This is a genomic window from Rhodopirellula sp. UBA1907 (genome assembly GCF_002337565.1).
Taxonomy (GTDB): domain Bacteria; phylum Planctomycetota; class Planctomycetia; order Pirellulales; family Pirellulaceae; genus Rhodopirellula; species Rhodopirellula europaea.
The window spans coordinates 1-17,880 of record NZ_DDGH01000030.1 but is presented as its reverse complement, the minus strand read 5'-3'; the positions used below and the strand labels follow the sequence as shown (position 1 = coordinate 17,880).

Sequence of the window (17,880 nt, the reverse complement as noted above, 5' to 3'; positions counted from 1 at the left end):
GACGCCGTTCAGGCGTACGCGAGGGTGAGGGCCGGGCATGGGAAGTGGCGAGAGATGCATCATTCAGCTACGCAACCAAACGATGCTTGCATCAAACTTGCAGCATCCCAACCATTGGCCACGCCTAGCCGGCGGCCTTCGATTTCGCCTCAGCGTCCGTCAAACAACGCCGGGGCGCAGCACGGGGAATGCTTCGCCGGCCGCAGGCAATGTTCGCATCGAATCGAACTGAGGATGTTTGATCAACAACAACGGTAGCATCGGGCTGCGTGTTTGCAGCAACCTTGCCAATCGTTGCTCGGCAGGTTCTCGAGTCGCCAAATCGGTGCGACGAAGCTGCAAAATGGTTTCGTTCAATGTTGGTCCGTAAGGACCATACGGAAGCGTTTCCAATCTTGCCTCACGCAGTTCCCAATAACGGTCCGCGCCATCGGATTCCGACCACTTGAGCCCGGGATCCAGATCCGCCGCCAATTTCAAATCGCTGCTGTGCTCGTACAAATCGATGAGCAACCCGCGAGTGAAACTTTCAGGGCCGACCTGATTCCCATCTGTCTTTGGCATGACACCGGTGGCTTCATCAATGGCACGACGCTTGTTTGCGACAAACCACTGGGCACGTGCCAAATCGGATTGCAACAGCTTCGACGTTGAGTGCAGCGAGGCTGCTCGACGAAGGGAAACGACGCCTGCCATTTCCTCATAGAGCATCAACTGCACCCAACCGAGTTGATGATACACTTGCCAAGAGTTGGTCGCCTCTTTTGACAACGTCAATAAGATGTCTCGTGCAGGTTTGAGATCGCCAAGCATTTGATACATCAACATGGCCGACGCCAAACGAGCTTCCACGTTGGTCGTGTCCAGCTCCAACGCATTCTCGACTGATTGCCGAGCTTGGATGATCAAACCTTGAGCCTCCTCGTCAGCGACCCGTCCCGCCAGCGTCAAAGACGTCAGCCCCTTTCCGGCATGTGCGGGTGCATAGTTGGGATCTTCCGACAGAGCACTGTCAAAGCACTTCAAAGCGGAACGCATCCCATCAATGCTGTCCGGGTCCGCTTGCGTGCGTCCTTTCAACAGGCACGTGAATGCCCCCGGGTCGCGAGGTCGTGATTCGAGCGGATTTTCCAGCAAGCTTCGGTTGATCGCGGAGGCAACTTGGCGAGCCAAATGGTTCTGCTCGATCAAATTGTCGCCACCACTAGTACGAATGACTTTGCCCCAAATCTGTGTGCCGCTTTGGGCGCAAATGATCTGAATGTTGACATCCATGAAGCCGGTTTGAGCACCAGTCGCTTCAGTGAACGTTCCCGTCACCAATGCGTCCACCTCCAACCTGGATGCGGCTTCGCGATACTGATCGGGGAAGCTCGCCGTCATCGGCACGTACTTTGGTACCGACAATCCATCCAAGCGACTGAGTTCATTCGCGACCAGACCGGCCAACAACTCACCTCGTTGGAGCATGCGTCCGCGAGCGGGTTGAGGATCGACCTCGTTCGTCGGCGCGATCTGGGTTGCAGGCGTGAAGCTGAGCACACCGATGGACCGGATCTGCTTCAGTTTGGCCCAGTTGCCGCTCAAGCCCGACATACCAACCAAGGCGCCGGCAAAACTTCCGCCAATCATCTCGACAAATCGTCGGCGAGACACTCCGCCAGCAATGCGAACCGGCTGCGTCATCGACACGCCGTCCATCGGCATCGCCAACGTCTCACCTTCATTGGCCTGCAACACGGCGCCGCCCCTCGAGAGTGCCGCGACAACGGTTGCTGCCGTCGGACGTTCAGCGGGTACTTTTCGCATCATCGCCATGATCAAATCGGCGAGGGCGATGTCGTCGCGACGACGGCCGGGATCAGGCAACGGAGTCTTTTCCAAAACCGCAGCGTAACGGCTGGCAGGCGATTTTCCGGTGAAGGCGGGGCGTCCGTAGAATGCTTCGAACAACACGCATCCCAACGAGAACACATCGGCGGCCGGTGTAACGGTCTCGCCGCGAGCCTGTTCGGGTGCCATGTAGCCTGGCGTGCCCAAGATCATTCCGGCGCGAGTCTTGGACTCACTGGCGTCGTCGTTGCCCGCGTCGTCCTGCTGCTTTTCCGGATCCGATTCGCCGGGGCCAAACACCGCTCGGCCCACGCGAGACAATCCAAAGTCGAACAGTTTGACCGACGGCAAAGAGGTCTCGTTGGATGACTGCATCGCCATCGAGTGACCGCTGATCGTGTTGCTGTTAGCGGGCGAAGGCGTGGGCGATCCGCTGCGACGTCCAACCAACATCACGTTCTCTGGCTTGAGATCACGGTGGATCACACCGGACGCGTGCGAAGTCGCCAAAGCTTCGGCCAACTGCCGTCCCCAGAACCGAACCATTTGCGTCGTGATGGGTGCCACATCGGTTCGTCTGGATTCCATTCGCCGCATCAGCGTTTCGCCTCGCAAATGTTCCATCACGGCGTACGGCATGCCTTCGTGAACGCCGACGTCGAACAGCTCGACAATGTTGGGATGCGTCAACGAAGCGACCGCCTTGGCTTCGCGCTGAAAACGCTCGACCAAATTGGGATGCCCGTCGATCGACAGCATCTTCACCGCGACGCTGCGTTCCAGTCTGGTGTCGGTGGCGCGATAAACAACGCCCATGCCGCCACGACCCAAAACACCATCCAACCGATACGGACCAATCTCGGTGCCCAACGGCGGCAGCGAATCCGACGATCCATCGCTGGCGACTTTGGCCAACGCCTTTTTCACGCGGGCTTCGGCCGATGGGGTCGAACGCATCGAGTCGTCCATCTTCATCGCATCGACCGCTGGCGTATCCAGCGCATCTGCGTTCCGAGATGGCGTGTCGTTGGAAGCGGCCAAAACCTGAGTCAATTCGCCCGAATCACCATGGATCCCCAGGTCGCCATCGATTTCGGCTCGAATCGCTTCCAATTCAGACCGCAGCAAATCCGCATGCTCTCCACCGTGGCGTTCGACCAGCGACTGAATGCTGGTCAAATCCGAGGGTGCCGGCTCTCCATCGGCGACTTGCCGAAGCGAAGATTCATATTCCAAGCAAACCGCATCGAGGCGGGCCAATTCGCGGGCAGGCAGATCACTTAAATTCATCGCGAATCACTTCCGTAGCTAATCTGTGATCGAAGTGTGTTTTCGAGAGTTCGGCACCGCTTTTATGTTTGGTCGGGCTCGGACTCCGCCGCTTCGGTCCACGTTTTGCGAATTAACTGCAGTCTTCGTTCGACCGCACGTTTGCTCACGCCCAATTTGGTCGCGATCTCGTCTACCAAAAAACCATCCATCCGCATCACTGCGATTTCTCGCAATTGCTCGTCCGGCAAATCATCCAATAATCTCTCGCACGCCTCCGCCAATTCCAACCTCAAATCCGGAGGTGTGTTGTCGGATTCGCCTCGTCCAGCAAATTGTTCCAACCCAGCCCGGCCGGAATCGCCCGACGCGTCCAAGAAGACTGACTCACCGCGGACTTGGCCGCCACCGCGTTTTTGCCGCGTTTGACGACGCAAATGAGCGTTCACTTTTCGGCTGGTCAACGTGATCAACAATCCCCAGAGATTATCCGGGCCCGACAAATCCGGGAACTTCTCGCGTCGAACTCCCGCAATGAAACTGTGAAACGCCGAGAGCGCAATGTCTTCTTCGTCACCAGACCGCCGAAGGTTCTTTGGCAATCGGGTTCCCGCCAGCCGAACGAGGGGTTGGAAGTAGCGTTCCCACAATACCGCAGTCGCATCGTCGTCGCCTTGGCGAACCAGTTCCAACAGATCAGCGAACTCTTCGAGCGTTAAATCGTTCATTCCGGCGAATCTCCCAACACGGGCGGTAACACTTCTGCGGTGTAGGCCACATCGCCCACGTCACCCGCCGATATCTGGCCGGCCAATTTTGCACCGGCTTCGAAATGGCTGCGGCGGGCGTAACCCATCGCCAATCCTTCGCCTTGATCGTTGATCCGCCCCACGCTGGTGATTCTGCCGACCGGCTTGGCGTCTTCGGACGCGTCCAAAGCTCGCAGCTTGTCATCCGCCGACGGCCCCGCTCCCGTGGGCAAACCTGACAACTTCCAACGCACCAATTTCTTTTGGACCTGTCCCAGTGCGTCCAATCGAGCCACGGTTTCTTGCCCGAGGTAGCAGCCCTTTGTGAAGCTGATCGTTTGGGTTTCACGATCGGCTTCTTGGGGCAAATGAGCGTCGGTCACATCGATCCCAAACCATGGGAATCCAGCCGCCACGCGGTGAGCATGGAAATCGCTCTCGTCACCCGTGGCCAACGTTTCGGGATCCACTCCCAACCGTTCCGCGATCAGCGATGGATGTTCGGCGGCGGTATCGACTGGCAACAGGAACAAAGTGCCCGATTTCACCCACGGCAGCTGATACGATTCGACGCCGTCTTGGTCGGTCATGCTAGGCAACGGAGTCGTCTGGACGGGTTCCTCGTCACCATCAACGACCATCCAAGCGGCCAACTCCTCGTCACGAATCACCGGCGTCGCGTCTTCGCGGATCGTGTATCGGTCGGCGTGTTCCGCGATGGCATGTGACTGGCGGACCGTACCGGCATTGTCAGCGGTCGCGACTACGCCGGGAGCACCAATCATTCGGTAACCGTTCTCGGTGGCGAAGACAACGACGTGTCCCAAGCACTTCCCACGAACGTTGGTGATAAACGTTTCCAACCCAGCGCGGTGCGGACCGTCGGTGGTCAGCTTTTTGACATCGTTTGTGGTCAAGTTGTGCAGGATCGCGGTGGCGTCCGCACCGACCAAATCCACAATCGACAAAGCGGGCAATCGGATCAGCGACAAAGAAGATGGCATACCAGCGAATTGATAAGAGGGCTGAATAGGCGAGCCATCTTACCCTGATGGGGCCCATTCGCGTTCCACGAACAGCCAAATGAGGGGGCCAATTGGTTTCATTTGCCCACTGAAATGCTGATTCTCACGCCAAACCTAGGTCACAACCGGTTTCGCGACAATCCAACGCACCCTGGGCGTTTCCGCTGACCCCCGTTTTGCACGTGAACGGGACCGATTGAGGGACAACTCGCGGCACGAATGCGGCACACTTTTCAGCGGTTGCAGTTCCCCTCCCGATGCTTTTCTCACCTGAACAATTGTGTGACAATTTGCGAGCGTCTCCGATTGGACCGACGCCCTTTTCTTTTCAAAAACGAATCAAACAGCAGGTGCGGCATGCGTTGGCGTGGACGACGACAAAGTGACAATGTGGAAGATCGTCGAACCAGCGGCGGAGGCGCGGTTGTCGGTGGCGGAATCGGAGTGATCGTGATCGCGATCATCATCGGATTGCTGGGCGGCAACCCACAGCAGTTCCTGCAACAAGCCGCTCAACAACCTGCCCCCGGTGGTGCCGGTGGCCAAGTCGAGCTGACACCGCAAGAAATCGAGGCCGGCGAATTTGTCAGCACCGTGTTCGCTGACACGGAAGACGTTTGGACGGATCTGTTCGCCCAAGCGGGCCGCGACTACAAGAAACCAACCTTGGTTTTGTTCAAAGACCAAGTCAACAGCGGATGCGGCATGGCCAGCAGCGGCACAGGCCCGTTCTACTGCCCGGCCGATGAAAAGGTCTATCTCGACACTTCCTTCTTCGGCCAACTGGCTCGCCAACTCGGTGCACCGGGGGACTTTGCTCAAGCCTACGTGGTTGCCCACGAAGTCGGTCACCACGTTCAGAACCTGCTTGGCTACACCGATCAACTCGATCAAATTCGCCAGAGGGTTCCCGAGGTCGAATACAACAAGTATTCGGTTCGATTGGAGCTGCAAGCGGATTTCTTTGCCGGGGTGATGCTGCATCATGCGGAAAAGAAATATCGCATCATTGAAGACGGTGACATCGAAGAAGCCATGACGGCCGCGCGGGCCATCGGTGACGACACCCTACAGAAACGCAGCCGAGGCTACGTCCAACCCGAGACGTTCAACCACGGCACCAGCGAACAGCGGTTGCGTTGGTTTACCAAAGGATTGAAAACGGGCGACCTGAATCAAGGCGACACATTTCAAGCCGACCAGCTTTAGAGTGCTGGTGCGTTGAGACGGGTGTGGGTTCACGGTGGGGACCACCGTGCTACAGAAGACGACGACTGCCGGAATACAATCGAGCACTCTCAGTATTCATAGTCGTGCATTTCGCTCTGATCACGAGTCCCAAGAGCCCCCCACAATCCAAAGGGACTTGGACTTCCGGGTGCCCGGTCGCCTTCCCCATTAAGAACCACTGTTCCGACACCCAATCCCCCGGCATCAATCGAATCGGTGATGAATTTAACCGATCCGTCCGCCATCGCAACATGGCCGCCGCCTTGATGCCGGCTGCTCATGGTCAACGTGCCGATCGTGGTTGCATCGCCACCGAAACAGAGTGCCGCATTGGGGTGCAACGTTGTGTTGAATCCGGTCATCAACGGCATCGCGTCTGCCCAGCGAAGCCCGCGTGCTTGCCCTGGGTTGGTTGGAAGCTGAACCTTCCCAACTTCCCAAAACATTGGCCGCGTGGAATCGATTTGCGTGCGACAGACCTCTACATCATCCAGCACGCCTCCGCCCCAGCCGTTGTTCAACGAAGGAAACGTTCGAATGTCGTTGTCGCCCAAGTCCGTGCAAATCTCGCCTAGCAAAATCGTCGAGGACAAACCGTCTTTCACATCGCTATAGGACGTGATCATGCGAGGCACGAAGACACCGCGTCCAGTCGCTTCCATTTGTAACTTGCCACTGGCTGACCAAGCGGTTCCGTCGTGTATCCACAATCCTTCATCCAACCCTTCGATCGAATCACCAAGGCACGCGGCGTAGTTGGTGCGTCCCAGTCCAGGCGATCCAAATCCGGGATCAGATGGACAACGGAAAAGCCCGACTTCGTTTTCCCATGGGGTGTACGCCGCGACGGAGGGCGATGGTCCCATTGGTTCATACCGATGTTGCACGTCACCTCCGCCCATCGCTCCGTAGTCCACCTCGTCGTAGGATGAGAAGTCGTATTCCATTTCGTTGTAGTCGCTCTCAGGCGGTTGCCCCACGTAGCCTTCGCTGATCGCTTCCCAAAGAGGAACCTTGCCGACGAACGGCGTGATCGACACCAGATAACTCAACCGAAACTGGTTGGTCGTCAGCGGATCATTCGCGTTGTTGAACGTCCCGGTTCCGTGCGGCGGCAAATGCTCAAATGCGTCATGGTACTGAGCCACACCGAGAGCGATTTGTCCGAGGTTGTTGGAGCAACTCATTCGCCGCGCCGCCTCTCGTGCCGCTTGCACCGCAGGCAACAACAACCCAACCAAGATCCCAATGACGCCTGTCACAACGAGCAACTCCAACAGCGTGAATCCGTTTGGACGTTGTGATCGCTTCATATCATTCTCGCAAAGATAGAAAGTGGGATAGGCTTCCAGCCGGTCGACTTGATCGAAACTTTTTACGCTCGACGCATACTTCCCTCGGGGGAATCCGTTAGTCTAACGTCCTGCGGCACGTGGCGGTTTCGTGCCTCGAAATTTCCCAAGAGAACTTTTATCGGTGATCAGCCCCGCGTCTCGTCTGTCTCCCGCGGATCCTAACTTCGCAATCGAAGTGATCCAGTCTTGCCTGACGTCTGCCATCCAGTGCGGTGCCAGCGACGTGCACATTCAACCACGATTGGAATCGTGGGAGATCTCCTTTCGAATCGACGGCGTGCTGCAACCGGTTGAATCGTTCCCGCGAAGCGATGAAAGCGATCCGGTTGCACGACTCATGGCGTTGGCGGGACTGCCGTCTTACCGAATGGGCGTGCCTCAGGAAGGCCCTTTGCGGTGGCGAAGCGGTGGGACAAATCGCAACGAAGCGGGCGACCACAACACTTCTGACCACGAAATGCGTTTGGGCATTTTCCCCACGGTCCACGGCAACCGAGCCGCTATCCGAATCATGGAAGAACGCGAAAGCGTTCGGCAATTGGACGAACTCGGGCTTGATGCTGGCACGCTGGATCGTCTCCAAACCATTTGCGACGCTCGCGACGGTTGGTTGCTGGTCGCCGGTCCGGCGGGCAGTGGCAAAACCACGACGCTGTACGCCTGCCTGTCGCACATCGCTGGCGGAGAGTTTCGCAGAAGCGTCCTGTCGATCGAAGATCCGATCGAATCCGTGATCGACTCGATCAGTCAAAGCCAACTGCAATCCAGCAGCGGTTTGACACTGGCTTCCGCGATGAGAGCCGCCGTTCGACAAGATGCCGAGGTGTTGCTAGTCAGCGAAATTCGCGACGTGGAAACGGCCGAAGCTGTCTTAGCAGCCTCCATGACCGGCCATCTGTGCTTCTCATCCATCCACGCGGGAACCATCGGTGGAACACTGCGTCGGCTGGTGCAAATGAATTTGCCAACGTTCGCGATTCAGAGCGGACTCCGCGGCGTGCTGTGCCAACGCTTGCTACGCCGGCGATGCGATGTGTGTGACACCAGCCCAAAGGCGACGAAGGATTGCCCACGCTGTCACGGCACGGGATACGCCGGGCGAGTACCGATCTCACAAATCGTTGACTTGAACGATCCCCAATGTGGACCAGCCATTTTCGATGCCTTGGCAAAGCAACTGCCCGCATCGGACCTCGACCGAATCCTTGAAGACGCCGGCATCGAATCGCTGCGTTGCCAAGCCGAACGATTGATTGAAGAAGGCGTTACCGACCGAGAAGAAGTCTTCCGCGTTTTGGGGCGAACGTCATGACGAGCAATCCGAATCCAACGCCCGCCTCGGCAACCAACTCTTTCGAACTCAACGACGAGTCGTTGGCTCTGTTGCTGGAGGAGGTCTCCGCCATGGCTGCGTCGGGACGTTCCCTCGTCTCAGGCTTGGCGGGATTGAACGACGCGGCGCTGGGGCGTCTTGGTCGCGCAGCTGAATTTGTTCGCGTACGTGTCAAGCATGGCCAATCTCCTTCCGTCGCGATGGCATCGTTGTCCCTGCCGTATCAGACGCCGATTCGCATCGCCATGCAAATCATGGCTGAGACGGGTTCGACGGCCGCCATCCACGAAACCGTCCGACTCATTCGCCAACGCGAAGATCAACAACAGAGAACCTGGCTGTCCGCGATCAATCCGCTGCTCAACGTGGTTGTAGCATCGGTCGTTGTCTTCTTTGTGTTGCCATGGATCTTAGTTTCGATCGCTGAATCGCAACCCATCGCGTCACCGTTTGCACCTTCCGTCGATCAGATCGTCCAAACGTTTGTCCAAAACTACCTGCTCGCCGCGTTGGTGGTGATCGTCATCCTCTCGTGTTTTGCGGCGTGGATGCAATGGGGAATTCGCCGTTCGATCCGCCGCGCACAACCCTCGCGTCACTTGGCGACGTTCTGTCGATGGCTGGCGATCCAGATTGAGATCCCAAACGCGAACATCGAAACCGCTCGAGCAATCGAATCCGCCGCGGAAGTCGCTGTTTCCGATACGCCCGCGCTTTGGCGAACCGTGGCAACCAATGTTCGTGCGGGCGCGACGTCCGAACAATCGCTGGACTTCCCACCTGATACACCGGCCCCGATCAAGGAATGCGTTGTCGATTTGGTCACCGGGAAACGAGACGCCGACCTAATCGCCCGTGACTTGCGCAAGCTGAGCGAACTGCACGAAGAAAGAGCCAATCGGCAGCAAAGCTGGTGGTTGCAAAACGTCCCTCACTGGATCGCCTGGATCCTGATGATCGCGATCATCATCGTTTTGTTGCGAGCCGCGATATCACCGCTACTGCGTGCCATTGGGGAGTTCGCCTGATGACGTTTTCGACGATCTCCGACCAAGCCGAATTAGAAATGTGGTCCGTCATCCGAGATGACGCTCGATCCAGCCTGTCTCGTGCAACCACGATCGGCTTCATCTACCTAATCGCCGCTTTGGCGGTGGGAACCTTCCTGCTCTCCGCGGTCGCAGAACTCAGCGAGGACGCCGTCTACTACGTGGGTTGGGAAGAGAAAGAGGTGGTGGTTACTTGGATGCGAAGCATGATGTGGGTTTACGCCGGCATCGCTGTGATCGCGGGTGTTGGCTGGCTCTTAGTTCAACTCTCTCTTCGCGGCAGTTTGCCGGTTGTCGTTGCAACCATCATCAGCAAGATTCCAGGGCTCGGTCGAGCGATCCAGACGATCGCCCTGGCTAACTACTGTCAATCGATCTACCAATCGGTGGTGAACTCAAAAACTTATGGCGATGCCTTTCGAGCCGCCTCCGACGAAACGCGATTCACTCCGCTTCGACTCTGGATCGATCGATCCGCTGCGAGATTGGACTCCGGCCAATCATGGGAACACGCCCTTCTCCGCCCACCAATCAAAGACCATCCATTGGCGGCGGTGATTGCGATGGGTCAAAGCCAGCTATCACGTGAGGAGACCATCCGCATGTGGCACCAAGCCGCTTCGGACAGCCACTGGTTGCTTCAGACTCGATCGCAACGCACCGTCAGACATCTCTTTCGAGTGGGATTGATTTGTTCGTTGTTCACCGCTGGACTTGCGATCTTGTCGACCAATACAAACATCGTTTTGATGTTGGATGGCTTGACCTATTCAGGCGGGTGGTTTTAGTCATGGGTCATTCACTACCCTTCATTGCAGCTGCCATCGCGAGCGGATTGTTCGCCGCCACATTGCGTACGATCAAGTGGAATTTGATCACGCAGCCGGTGCCGCGATTTCGTCCCTTCACCATTCGAGTCTTTGCATTTCTTGAATGGGTGCTCTGGTCAATGAGCGTCCTTGCGTTGGCGAGCTCAGCGCCCCATCCGATCACGTTTGTGCTGCTGGCCATGATGATCGGAACATTATTTGTCGCCAGGCGTTGGACTTACCGTAAAGAAGCGGAGTCGTTGAATCGTTGGATGCGATTGGCTGCCGGCACTCGAGCCTCGTATCCTGTCCTGGCGGAATCGCTCGCCAATGTTTCATCCAGTCGCATTGCGTTTCAAGGCAAAACGTTCTCTGCACGTCTGATGCGTGGCGAATCTTTGGTCAATGCGGTCCGGCGATCGAAGCTGCCAATCACCGCGGACACGTTGGCTGCGATCCAGCACCCTCAGGCCACGACCACGACGCCCGACTCATTTGCCGACAAAACTCTCCGATCGCAGGTTCGCCAGCAACAAAGCATCGACGCCGGCACACCTGTCTCCGCTCCGATCGTCGCGGAACAATTGATCTATCTCATCGCCACCATGTTTTTGGCGTGGGGTCTGGGGTACTTCATACGAGGCTTCATATCCGAGCGATTCGAGTATATCGCCGAGGAGTTCTTCGATATCGACTCGAACATCAATGACATGTTGCAAACAATCATGTCAATCTATGAAGGCCTGATGATCCTAGTATTCATTTGGTTCCTGATGGCGATCTTGATTCGATGGCAACCCGCCTGGTTAATCCGCTGGATCCCGTGGTTTGGCAAAGATTCCATCGCTCGCTGGCGTTGTGAAATACTACGCTCGCTGAGCATTGGCATGCGATCGGAACATGCCGAATCGGAACTACTGACATTGGCGTCGCAGTCATCTCGCAATCGTTGGATCCGAAAACGATGCCGCAAAGCATCACGGTTGATCGAAAACGGAACCACATTACCCGTCGCTCTCCGCAGCTCACAAATCGTAACCGCGAAAGAGCGGTCTTGGCTGACCACCGCGGCGAAAAACCACCACCTGCCATCCGCAATTGACCAATTGGTTGACAACATCTCGCGTCGAAGATCGCTGACATGGAAAGTCAGAATGTCTTGGCTGATTCCACTCGCGGTCGTCTTGGTCGGAGTTTACGTGATGGCCCACATTGTCACCGTGTTTCTGTACCTGACCAAACTCACCACAGCAGTTAGCTAAACGCATGAGAGCGGCTCATCCCAACCGGCCACGACACAAAACCCGCCCAGGTTTCACACTGCTTGAAACCATGGCTGGGTTTGCGTTCCTAGCCGTTGCGACGGGTTTCGCGGTCCAGATGCATCACAGCGGGCTCTCGTTCGATCGACATTCCATGGACCGGTTGGAACGACAACTCGCAGTCGAAAATGTGGGGCAACGATTCTTGCTGGTCCCCTATGAAGACATCGAACGCGTTGCTGAACAGCGTGGTCCCGAATCCGACATTCAAATCCAAATCGATTCCTTTGAGACTGGCTCCCATTCCGGATTGCATTTAACAATCCAAACCACGGTTGATTCGCAAACTTTGCAACATCATGTGTGGAGAATGGAGCCCGCCGAATGACTCGCCGCAATGGTTACACTCTGATTGAAATGGTGATCACGCTATCGATCGTGATCGCGATGCTCGGCGGAACGCTTGGATTGGTGCGATTGGTTCGCACCAGCAGCAAACACGCTAGCGACGCGGCGATCCACCGCCAAGAGATTCGGCGATTGGCGAACGACCTGCGCCGCGACGTTGGATCGGCCGGCGCGATCGAGGTGGTCGAGTTGAGGTTGATCCTGGAATCCACCGATGATTCACGAATCACCTACGAGTTCGATTCAGAAACTTTGTTTTCTCGCAGTATCGAATCCGCCGATTCAAAACAGATCGCATCCGACCGATACCTCATTGACGAACGCTCGCAAGCGAAACTTCGCCTACAACCGATGTCGGACGAGAATCCCGAAACAGCACCATCACTGGTCGAGTTGACAATCACGCTGCCAGATCGTCCTTCTCAACCAATTCAGATCCTTGCCGCTCCGAGGATGCCAAATTGATTCAGCCACATCGTTTTAATCCCTGTCGTTCCAATCGACGACGCCAAACACCTCGCCGCGGCTTGGCCGCATTGGTGTTGGTGCTCGCCTTGGCATTGCTCGTGGGCACCTTCGCGATCGTGATCGGCAAACACGCCGCGAACTCACGGAAACACGAACGTGATCAAAAAATGATCGCCTTGCTTGAATCCGCCATTCACACCGCACAAACGATCGACAATGACCTGGCGTCTGACCTTCGACTTCCGGTCGACGACAAAGCAAACGTTTGGATCGAAGTGAAGCTCGTCGATTCCGACGATCAATCCAAACAGATCGAAGCCACTCTGGTTCGCAATGACCGCCCTGGCATGTCCATCCGACGCCAACAACGAGGCAACTCATGAACATTCGCCACCTTCCAACCAAACTCACGATCGCTGGTCGCCAATCACACTTTCGCCCTGGCAACCGGATGTTCTGCAATGGCTTCACGCTGGTGGAGTTGCTGGTGGTGATCGCAATCATCGGCGTCTTGGTCGGTTTGTCCGCTCCCGCACTGCAATCGATTCGCGAAACGACCCGGCGTGCGGCCTGCCAATCGAAACTCGTCCCCATCGGCTTGGCAATCCAAAGCTACCACGATCGATGGATGCATTTTCCCGTTGGGACCGTCCTTGCCCCCGAGGGCGGAATCTCCGGGCCAATCGAGAGCACCGCCGAGGGCAACCATCACAATTGGTTGGGGCGGCTGATGGATCTTTTAGACCAACCCGTTGTGGCCAATCGAATTGATCGATCCGTCAGCGTTTACGACGAGGCCAATCAACCGGTGTTGCAACTTCGTCTCCCACTGTTTCGATGCCCTTCCTCCGAGCACAATCCCGACAACGCCAGCAACTACGTTGGGCTGCATCATCCGACTGAAAAGGCCATTGATGAGAGCGACCACGGCGTCTTCATCCTCAACGTCGCCATCACGCGAGACGATGTGACGGACGGGTTGGCCAACACCGCTTTCGTCTCGGAGAAACTATTGCCGCTGGATGATCTGGGTTGGCTCAGCGGCACACGTGCGACCCTGCGGAATGTGGGCGGTGGCATTGAAACCAGCATGGATCGCTTCGCACAGCCGGTCGCCTCAGCGGTTGGTTCGGTTGGAAGTCGTCACCCAGTCGGCGCCCACTTTTTGTTTGGCTCCGGCGAGGTTCGCTTTCAAGCATCTGAAACGGACCCTCGAATCTTGGAACAAATTGTCGACCGTCGCGACGGGCAATTGCCGATGCACTTTCAATCGATCGAAACACTGCGTGAACAAAGTTTGAAATGAACGATCCATCGCTTGAAAAGGATCAAGTCGATGGCGTTGCGTTGAGCTGGTTTTTCATTTGGTCCATCGTGCTATCGATCTCTTTGGCTGGCTTCGCTGGAACGAGCGATCCCGATTCCATGTCGGATGAAAGCCAGCTCTTGTTTGCATGCTCCTTTGGCGGCCTCGCGGCAACATGGACGGCGATGGGTACTTGGGCAACGCTGATCCACGTCGAGAAGGAACCAAACGCAAAACGCCAAGTGCAACGTTGGCGAATCGCTGTGGGATCCTTCCTGCTCATCAATGCGATCGCGATGGTCTTGGCACTGCAATCCATGCCGTCATTCGCCGCTCAACTCCTCTTGATGGCCAGCACATCGTGCTTGGGACCGTTTTTAGTTTGGCAATGGTTCCGACGTCCGATTCACCGCGGCCCGACACCGCCAACCGGACAGCGCAACATCCGTCAGATCTTGGGAATGGCGGTGACGATTGCTGCCGGAAATGTACTGTTTAAAATCGCCAGCGGTTGGTTGAGCCTGTTCGATGCCACCGTCACGATGGTGCTCAGTATCGCAGCGTCGTGGACATTGCTCACACTCACGCTGCTGGGACGCCAATGGGCCTGGATTTACGGATTGGCCCCACTGTGCTTGGCTCTGCCTTTCGTTGTCCTATTCATCATGGACCTCGAGAGAAACAATGCAGATGAACAAGCATTGATAGTCTCGGGAACCTTCGCCGGCTTTTATCTGTTTTCGCTGATCTATCTGCTCTTGCTCCGATCAAGCGGACATCGCTGGTTCCGCTTCACATCACACGCAGAAGAGCCAACCGCGGATCTCTCAAGTGCTTCGTCCCCGTCCGCATCGATCAACACCGAACGCGTTCTCGGCACACAAACAAAAGCTTCCTAGCGGAAAGCCCCCGCCCCAAACGCTAGCAATCGCCGGTTCTGACGGTTTCCTTTCCTGGACCATCTGGCTGCATGGTCAGAAGTCACTCGGTGGCGGACGTTGGTGATGAACGCCCGCGGCTAGGGCAAACCGCAGCTCGCTGTGCACATCGAACCAATACCAGAGACTATCTCACATGAGATCCGGATATTGCCATACCGTCAAAAGGTGGCCACTGTTCCCGATTGATCTGTGAAACCCCGAATCGACGTTTTGAATTGGTGCGTCCATCCGACACCCCCACGCCGACGGTCGGAAGTTTCCATCTCGAAACAACGTGACTATCCTTGAACGCTCGGTTTACCTTGCTTCCTGGGACCCTTTCTATGTTTTCTGTTTTTGATCTTGGACGCCGCATCGGCACCCAGGCATCAGTGTTCGTCGTTCTCTTCTTTGCGGCATGTGACGATCTTCATTCGCAAGACATCACGCGGCGAGTGCTTGAACACAGTGACTACGACCACTGGAACACACTGACGGGCACCAGCATTTCCAACGACGGAAATTGGATCGTCTACACCGTCCAAAGCGGTGAGATCGACGGCGAAGGCACGTTGCACATCCACCACGCCGAGACCGCTCGCGAGTACATCGTTGAGCGTGGGACGGGTGCCCGCTTCACCCACAACAGTCGCTTCATAATTTTTCGGGTTCCGCCGGAAAAGAAGAAAATCAAAAAACTTCGCGAGCAGAAGACGCCTGCTGACGAGATGCCTCAGACATCATTGCAAATTCTAGAACTGGAATCGGGCGAACTGTTAACTCTGCAAGGTGTGCGTTCATTTGGATTGCCGGAAGAGAACAGCGATTGGGTGGCCTGCCTGATGGAAGAAGCAACCGGCGACAACGAATTGAAAAAGACTGCCAGCGACGATCGAGAAGTCTACGAAGTCACCCCCGAAGGGCTGCAACGACCTACCAAGAAGCTGAAACTGAAAAGTCGTGAGGAACTCAATCGCCAACGCGGCCGAATCGAGTCGCTGATCAAAATCAAGAACTCGAAAGAAGCCGAAAAGAACCATCCCGCCAAAGAGAAAGCGGATGACGACAAGAAGGATCACGAGCCAAAAGAGAAATCGGTCGGCACGGCCCTCAAATTGATTCACCTTGATACCGAAGTGCTGCGGACGTTCCCGTTCGTACGTTCCTTTCGTTTCTCAAAACACGGCGAACGACTCGCCTTTGTGACTTCAGTCGAAGCCCCCGAACCAACTAAGCCCTCACCATCGAACGAAGAAAAGGAAACGTCCGATAAACAACCAGACGGCAAGCATTCAAACGGCAAAGACAACCAACAACGTGGTCCTGTCGATGGTGTCCACACGATCGAATTGGATTCGCTTCGCCACCGGACCATCATCAGCGGAATCGGCGAGTACAAGAACTTAACCTTCAGTGAAGATGGTTCTCAGTTGGCGTTCATCAGCAACCAAAACGACTACGAATCCGAGTCACCATCGTGGGCTCTCTATCAATGGAAGGCGAATTCGAAGAAAGCGAATCGTCTCGTCGGCGAAGGGGACGAAGGACTTCCAACCGGTTGGTGGCTGTCTCCACAATCCAGCCAAAGCTATTCAGAAGAAGGACGCCGATTGTATTTCGAAACAACTCCCGTTCCTGAGGAGGTTCAGAAACAGCGTCTAGCCGAAGCGGAAGGTCGAGAGGTCGAAGAAGAATCCGACGACCAACCCAAACTTGACATCTGGCACTGGCAAGACCCTCAACTTCAACCGCAACAACTCCTCGAGGCCGAACGAGAACGCAATCGTCGCTACCGGGCGGCTTTCATTTTGAAAACGAACCGAGTGGTTCAGTTGGAGGACAGTGAGATCCCTTCGTTTCGCGTTGACCTCCGATCACCTTCTAACATCGCGGTCGCAAACACCAACGTCCCCTATCGCAAAACACTCTCTTGGGAAGTCCCTGGCTTCCAGGACGTTTACTTCGTCAACCTGAATTCCGGGCACCGCGAGCGTGTACTGGAAAAGGTCCGATGGAATGCCGCCATTTCGCCCCAGGGCAAACACATCGTTTGGTTTAATGCGAAAAACGGCAAATGGTTCGCCAAAGCGACCAAGGGAAAGAACACCAAGACAATCGAAATTAGCAAGGGAATCAAGCATCCTCTTTACGACGAACTCAACGATCGCCCGACGTTGCCGTCCGCCTACGGAACCGCGGGTTGGCTAGACAATGACCAAGCGTTCCTGGTTTACGACTCGCACGACATTTGGCAACTAGATCCAACTGGCGAAACGAAACCAATTTGCATCACGCTGGGAGAAGGCCGCAAGAACGATATTCGCTTTCGCTACCTTCGTATCGATCCTGAGCAACGGTCCATCGACCGTTCCAAGACAATGATCATGAGTGCGTTTCGACGAGACACAAAGGCGAGCGGGTTTTACGCTCTTGATCCGCCGAAGAAAGATGAAGCGAAGGAAGGCGTCCTGCGACCATTGATCATGTTGGACGAGAGTCTGTCGAGATTAAAAAAGGCCAAAGACAGCGACCAGGTTGTGTTCACCCGCAGCACGTTCAGGCGTTTCCCGGATCTTTGGACGAGCACGATTGATTTCGAAAAGATCCAGCGAGTCAGCGACGCGAATCCGCAACAAGATGAGATCTCGTGGGGCACCGCCGAGCTCACACATTGGAAGGCGCAGGACGGACAGGAGCTGGATGGAATTCTGATGAAGCCGGATGGATTCGATCCTTCCAAGCAGTACCCGATGATCGTCTACTTCTACGAACGCAAATCAGACAGCCTGCATAGTCACTACCCACCGGCTGCGGGCCGATCGATTATCTGCTTCAGCTTTTATCCCGCATTATTCACCAAGAAC

Annotated in this window: 15 protein-coding genes; 11 read left to right on the top strand and 4 right to left on the bottom strand. The window is 55.9% G+C overall.

Translation table 11 applies throughout. The annotated features are described in order from the left end of the window. Window positions 1-159 precede the first annotated feature (159 nt). From B2R17_RS06395 to B2R17_RS06385, 3 genes are all read right to left on the bottom strand, one after another. A complete protein-coding gene (locus tag B2R17_RS06395) occupies window positions 160-3,123 on the bottom strand; it encodes a serine/threonine-protein kinase (protein ID WP_286763320.1) in 2,964 nt (987 codons plus the stop codon). A 62-nt stretch (window positions 3,124-3,185) separates the two neighbouring features. Next, the gene (locus B2R17_RS06390) at window positions 3,186-3,830 is read right to left on the bottom strand and encodes an ECF-type sigma factor (RefSeq protein ID WP_007337822.1); all 645 of its coding nucleotides are present in this window, start codon (window positions 3,828-3,830) and stop codon (window positions 3,186-3,188) included. Further along, complete coding sequence (locus tag B2R17_RS06385; RefSeq protein WP_286763319.1) at window positions 3,827-4,855, bottom strand: YgfZ/GcvT domain-containing protein; 1,029 nt, start codon at window positions 4,853-4,855, stop codon at window positions 3,827-3,829. Before B2R17_RS06385 ends, B2R17_RS06390 begins: the two co-directional genes overlap by 4 nt. 378 nt (window positions 4,856-5,233) lie before the next feature. Between B2R17_RS06385 and B2R17_RS06380 the strand changes: the two genes are divergently transcribed. Continuing rightward, on the top strand, window positions 5,234-6,085 hold the full coding sequence (locus tag B2R17_RS06380; RefSeq protein ID WP_286763318.1) for a KPN_02809 family neutral zinc metallopeptidase: 852 nt from the start codon (window positions 5,234-5,236) through the stop codon (window positions 6,083-6,085). Between the two features lie 89 nt (window positions 6,086-6,174). On the opposite strand, the gene B2R17_RS06375 is transcribed toward B2R17_RS06380, so the two are convergent. Continuing rightward, on the bottom strand, window positions 6,175-7,419 hold the full coding sequence (locus tag B2R17_RS06375; RefSeq protein WP_286763317.1) for a DUF1559 domain-containing protein: 1,245 nt from the start codon (window positions 7,417-7,419) through the stop codon (window positions 6,175-6,177). Between the two features lie 130 nt (window positions 7,420-7,549). On the opposite strand from B2R17_RS06375, the gene B2R17_RS06370 reads away from it, so the two are divergent. The 10 genes from B2R17_RS06370 to B2R17_RS06325 form a co-directional block, all read left to right on the top strand. Then, window positions 7,550-8,773, top strand: a complete 1,224-nt coding sequence (locus tag B2R17_RS06370) for a GspE/PulE family protein (RefSeq protein ID WP_286763316.1) — start codon at window positions 7,550-7,552, stop codon at window positions 8,771-8,773. Continuing rightward, window positions 8,770-9,822 carry a type II secretion system F family protein gene (locus tag B2R17_RS06365; RefSeq protein ID WP_286763315.1) on the top strand — a complete coding sequence of 351 codons (1,053 nt, stop codon included), beginning with the start codon at window positions 8,770-8,772 and terminating at the stop codon, window positions 9,820-9,822. Before B2R17_RS06370 ends, B2R17_RS06365 begins: the two co-directional genes overlap by 4 nt. Next, complete coding sequence (locus B2R17_RS06360; protein ID WP_286763314.1) at window positions 9,822-10,631, top strand: hypothetical protein; 810 nt, start codon at window positions 9,822-9,824, stop codon at window positions 10,629-10,631. The genes B2R17_RS06365 and B2R17_RS06360 overlap by 1 nt, the downstream gene beginning before the upstream one ends. Window positions 10,632-10,633: 2 nt before the next feature. Continuing rightward, window positions 10,634-11,914 carry a type II secretion system F family protein gene (locus tag B2R17_RS06355; protein ID WP_286763313.1) on the top strand — a complete coding sequence of 427 codons (1,281 nt, stop codon included), beginning with the start codon at window positions 10,634-10,636 and terminating at the stop codon, window positions 11,912-11,914. A 154-nt stretch (window positions 11,915-12,068) separates the two neighbouring features. Next, the gene (locus B2R17_RS06350; protein WP_286763312.1) at window positions 12,069-12,302 is read left to right on the top strand and encodes a hypothetical protein; all 234 of its coding nucleotides are present in this window, start codon (window positions 12,069-12,071) and stop codon (window positions 12,300-12,302) included. After that, window positions 12,299-12,787, top strand: a complete 489-nt coding sequence (locus tag B2R17_RS06345; RefSeq protein ID WP_286763311.1) for a PulJ/GspJ family protein — start codon at window positions 12,299-12,301, stop codon at window positions 12,785-12,787. Before B2R17_RS06350 ends, B2R17_RS06345 begins: the two co-directional genes overlap by 4 nt. After that, the gene (locus B2R17_RS06340) at window positions 12,784-13,173 is read left to right on the top strand and encodes a hypothetical protein (RefSeq protein ID WP_286763310.1); all 390 of its coding nucleotides are present in this window, start codon (window positions 12,784-12,786) and stop codon (window positions 13,171-13,173) included. Before B2R17_RS06345 ends, B2R17_RS06340 begins: the two co-directional genes overlap by 4 nt. Continuing rightward, the gene (locus tag B2R17_RS06335) at window positions 13,170-14,096 is read left to right on the top strand and encodes a DUF1559 domain-containing protein (RefSeq protein WP_286763309.1); all 927 of its coding nucleotides are present in this window, start codon (window positions 13,170-13,172) and stop codon (window positions 14,094-14,096) included. The genes B2R17_RS06340 and B2R17_RS06335 overlap by 4 nt, the downstream gene beginning before the upstream one ends. Continuing rightward, the gene (locus B2R17_RS06330; protein WP_008665975.1) at window positions 14,093-14,995 is read left to right on the top strand and encodes a hypothetical protein; all 903 of its coding nucleotides are present in this window, start codon (window positions 14,093-14,095) and stop codon (window positions 14,993-14,995) included. The genes B2R17_RS06335 and B2R17_RS06330 overlap by 4 nt, the downstream gene beginning before the upstream one ends. A 365-nt stretch (window positions 14,996-15,360) precedes the next feature. After that, window positions 15,361-17,880 (top strand): S9 family peptidase (locus B2R17_RS06325; RefSeq protein ID WP_286763308.1); only part of this gene is annotated, 2,520 nt, incomplete at its 3' end.

Excerpts from the sequence above, each read along its gene's own strand:
- B2R17_RS06365 (WP_286763315.1), top strand. The coding sequence starts at position 8,770 with ATGACGAGCAATCCGAATCCAACGCCCGCCTCGGCAACCAACTCTTTC.
- B2R17_RS06375 (WP_286763317.1), bottom strand. The coding sequence starts at position 7,419 with ATGAAGCGATCACAACGTCCAAACGGATTCACGCTGTTGGAGTTGCTC.
- B2R17_RS06395 (WP_286763320.1), bottom strand. The coding sequence starts at position 3,123 with ATGAATTTAAGTGATCTGCCTGCCCGCGAATTGGCCCGCCTCGATGCG.
- B2R17_RS06335 (WP_286763309.1), top strand. The coding sequence starts at position 13,170 with ATGAACATTCGCCACCTTCCAACCAAACTCACGATCGCTGGTCGCCAA.
- B2R17_RS06360 (WP_286763314.1), top strand. The coding sequence starts at position 9,822 with ATGACGTTTTCGACGATCTCCGACCAAGCCGAATTAGAAATGTGGTCC.
- B2R17_RS06390 (WP_007337822.1), bottom strand. The coding sequence starts at position 3,830 with ATGAACGATTTAACGCTCGAAGAGTTCGCTGATCTGTTGGAACTGGTT.
- B2R17_RS06345 (WP_286763311.1), top strand. The coding sequence starts at position 12,299 with ATGACTCGCCGCAATGGTTACACTCTGATTGAAATGGTGATCACGCTA.
- B2R17_RS06350 (WP_286763312.1), top strand. The coding sequence starts at position 12,069 with ATGGACCGGTTGGAACGACAACTCGCAGTCGAAAATGTGGGGCAACGA.
- B2R17_RS06330 (WP_008665975.1), top strand. The coding sequence starts at position 14,093 with ATGAACGATCCATCGCTTGAAAAGGATCAAGTCGATGGCGTTGCGTTG.
- B2R17_RS06385 (WP_286763319.1), bottom strand. The coding sequence starts at position 4,855 with ATGCCATCTTCTTTGTCGCTGATCCGATTGCCCGCTTTGTCGATTGTG.
- B2R17_RS06355 (WP_286763313.1), top strand. The coding sequence starts at position 10,634 with ATGGGTCATTCACTACCCTTCATTGCAGCTGCCATCGCGAGCGGATTG.
- B2R17_RS06380 (WP_286763318.1), top strand. The coding sequence starts at position 5,234 with ATGCGTTGGCGTGGACGACGACAAAGTGACAATGTGGAAGATCGTCGA.